The 3,547-nt window shown below is 35.0% G+C and carries 3 protein-coding genes; 2 read left to right on the top strand and 1 reads right to left on the bottom strand.

Annotated elements, in window-relative coordinates:
- A partial coding sequence (locus OEW78_RS10230) for a dihydropteroate synthase (RefSeq protein ID WP_300327192.1) occupies positions 1-2,439 on the top strand: 2,439 nt, incomplete at its 5' end.
- Here OEW78_RS10230 and OEW78_RS10235 read toward each other — a convergent pair.
- Positions 2,436-3,173 carry a 5,10-methenyltetrahydrofolate synthetase gene (locus OEW78_RS10235; RefSeq protein ID WP_366523066.1) on the bottom strand — a complete coding sequence of 246 codons (738 nt, stop codon included), beginning with the start codon at positions 3,171-3,173 and terminating at the stop codon, positions 2,436-2,438. The genes OEW78_RS10230 and OEW78_RS10235 overlap by 4 nt on opposite strands.
- Before the next feature lie 74 nt (positions 3,174-3,247).
- Between OEW78_RS10235 and OEW78_RS10240 the strand changes: the two genes are divergently transcribed.
- Positions 3,248-3,547: CoA pyrophosphatase (locus OEW78_RS10240; protein ID WP_300327194.1), on the top strand; the 300-nt coding region annotated here is incomplete at its 3' end.

Consider the following 3,547-nt stretch of genomic DNA (forward strand, 5'->3'; position numbering starts at 1 on the left):
CCTCTGATAATTGGAGAAAGAATTAACACTCAGGGTTCTCGTAAAGCAAAGAAACTAGTTCTTGCTGATGATTATGATGGATTAGTTGATTTGGGTAGAATCCAAGTTGAGGATGGAGCTCACTGTCTTGATGTTTGTGTTGCAACTACAGAACGTGCAGATGAACGTGAATTTATGTTAAATTTGGTAAAACGATTAAGCTTGGAAATTGATGCGCCACTAGTAATTGATTCCACAGATCCTGAGGTTATTGAAGCATCTGTAACTCAAATCCCTGGAAGACCTATTATTAATTCTATAAATCTTGAAGGCGATGGAAGTAGATTTGAAAAGCTAGCTCCGATAATGGCAAAGTATGGTTTGCCTGCAATTGCGTTGTGTATTGGGCCAGAAGGTATGGCAAAAACCCCTCAACAAAAAGTTGATACTGCTGAATTGCTTTATGAAACTGGAAAAAAATATGGTTTGAAAATTGAGCAATTCATTTTTGATGTTCTTACCTTTACTTTGGCAACAGGAGATGATGAATTTCTTGATGCTGGAAAAAACACTCTTGAAGGAATTAGACTAGTTAAAGAAAAATTCCCAAATTCATTTACTACTTTAGGTTTAAGCAACATTAGTTTTGGATTGGCTCCGTATGCCAGAAGAATTCTAAACTCTGTCTTTCTATATCATGCTGTAAAATCTGGCCTTGACACTGCAATTGTAAATGCAAAGGAGATTATTCCATATGGTGAAATTGATGAGAAAGAAAAAAACCTTGCAGAAGATCTGATTTTCAACAAGCATCCAAATGCCTTGTCTGACTTGATTACATACTTTGAGAAAGCAGGACCTCAAAGCGGAGATGCCTCAAAGAAGGTAGATGTTGATCCTACCTGGCCTGCTGGAAAACGCGCTAACTTTAGAATTGTAAATAGACTCAAAGATGGAATTCAAAACGATGTCGTTTCGGCAATTGCAGAAAAACTAGGAAAAAATGACCTGATTCAAGACACTGATGGGGTTTTGTCTCTTAATGCTAATCAAGAAGTGACTCATGATGGTGCAATAAAGACTCTCAATGAGGACTTGCTTCCTGCAATGAAAGAAGTTGGTGACAAATTTGGTGCTGGTGAATTGATTTTGCCTTTTGTCCTAAAATCTGCAGAATGTATGAAGGCTGCAGTAGGTGAACTTGAAAAATATTTGATCAAAGAAGAAGGAACAAGTAAAGGAGTTCTAGTTCTAGGAACTGTTTATGGTGATGTACATGATATTGGTAAAAATCTTGTAAAGACAATCTTTCAAAATAACGGATACACTGTACATGATTTGGGAAAACAAGTACCATTGCAAAAATTCCTTGAAAAAATCAATGAGACAAAACCTGACGCAGTAGGATTATCTGCATTATTAGTATCCACATCAAAACAAATGAAATTCTTTGTAGAGCATGCTAGAAAAAACAATATGAATATACCAATTCTTTGTGGCGGGGCTGCAATTAACAGTAATTACATTAACAGAATAGCAAAAGAAGATGGGATTTACGAGCCCGGTGTATTTTACTGCAATACTATGTTTGAAGGTCTAAAAACAATGGATGTTTTAATTTCTGATGAAAAACCAAAACTCCTTTCTGATTGGAAAGAAAAACTTGAGAATTGGAAAGACAAATCTACTGTTTCATTAGATCCTGACACGCTTCCTAAAAGCGAAATCAAACCAGTGCCTGCACCTAATCCAAAAATTATTGGAAAACCAATTCGACTAAAACTAGATCAAATCAACATGGATGAGGTTTGGACAATGATTGATAAAAAATCCCTCTTCAAATTATCTTGGGGATTGAGAGGAAAAGCAGGTTCAGAATCTCAAGACGAACATGAACAATTGTTGACTGAGTGGAAAATTCGAATAATTAGGGATAAACTTCTAGAACCTGAAATTGTATATGGATATTTCAAATGTCACAACAAAGATAGAAAATTACTAGTTGAGAATCCTGATGGTGACGATATAGAGTTGGAATTTCCACGCTCCACAAAACCTGACCATCTTTGCCTGACTGACTATTTTGGAGATGATGACATTGTTGCATTTCAGTCTGTCACTGTAGGTAACAAAGTGGCACAAATAATTGAACAATGGAATAAAGAAGACAAGTATACTGATGCATACTATCTTCATGGATTGGCAGTTGAAGTAGCTGAAGCCTTAGCTGAATGGGTAAATAGAAAAATAAAATCTGAATTACATTTGGAAAAAGGCGGATTAAGATACAGCTGGGGATTTCCTAGCTGTCCTGATGTCTCTCAACATCATCTTGTCTGGAAATTGTTGCAACCTGAAAAATCTGGAATGACCTTGACGGAGTCTGGTCAAATTATTCCAGAACAATCAACTGCTGCAATAGTTGTTCATCACCCTCATGCAAAATATTTTGTGCTTTAATTGGTATATTTTTCTAAAAATTTATCCAGTCCATTAAAGTCACTTGGAGAAGTAAGTAAAACATCTCCTGTAATGTTTTGCGTTTTTTCCAATAATCCTTCAAATTCTTTCCTGTATGATGCTAAATCTAAATTCAGAAACTGTGCAGATTTCTCATTTTTTGAAGATGGATACAGCAGTATTGGAATTATTGAAAACCCTTTGAGATTTTCATATAGTTCTTCAACTTGGTCTATATTCTGAATAACTTGAGTCATGAATCCTTTGGGCTTTGCTTCTAGTTTTTTTCCGATTTTTGAAAAATCCGGCTTGTTTGATATTGAAAGATACAAATCAATTTTTGAATCTACTCCTTGCTCTCTTAATCTTTTTACAGTTAAACTTGGAATTTGACCTGAATCTTTTTTTCCTGTTTGTGACGGATCTCCCATCAAAATCAAAACTCCTGAGAATCCAATGGAAATACAATTGTTGACAAATTCTAAAATTTCACTTTCACTTTTATCTCTGACTCTGAGACTGACGGTAATTGGTAAATCTGGAATTTTTTCTCTGATAATTTTTCCAACTTTGATTGGTGAAACTCTTTGAAATCCTAACACGTTTTCAGTTAGATGTATGGCATCACATTTCTTTGAAATAATTTTTATCTTTTCAACAAATTTTTGAATTGACTCATCAGTATTTACATCCGATAAAATTTTTGGAGGATTGGCTTCATACCTGATTGTCATATTCTCATTTCTTTCCTTCTGGGTTAAAACTTTTGAATACCAAAACCCATATGGAATAGTAGGAAAGAACTATGATGCTTTTAGATGATTTAAAATCGCTTCTTTCTACTCCTATTGATCCTTTGTTAGAACATAGTGACAAGTATCGTTTGGCATCCATACTTGTTGTAATTTATGGCGATGACCCAATAGTTGTAATGACTGAAAAACCAAAAGATATGAAATTCCATGCTGGTGAGATTTCATTTCCTGGTGGGAAATTGGATCCTGATGATTCTGATTTGTTAGAAACTGCATTGCGTGAAACTAGTGAGGAGATAGGACTGACAATTTCTAAAGACCAAGTGATTGGACAACTAGATCCTGTGATAACT

The organism is Candidatus Nitrosopumilus sp. (assembly GCF_029882185.1).
In the GTDB taxonomy this organism is placed as follows: Archaea; Thermoproteota; Nitrososphaeria; order Nitrososphaerales; family Nitrosopumilaceae; genus Nitrosopumilus.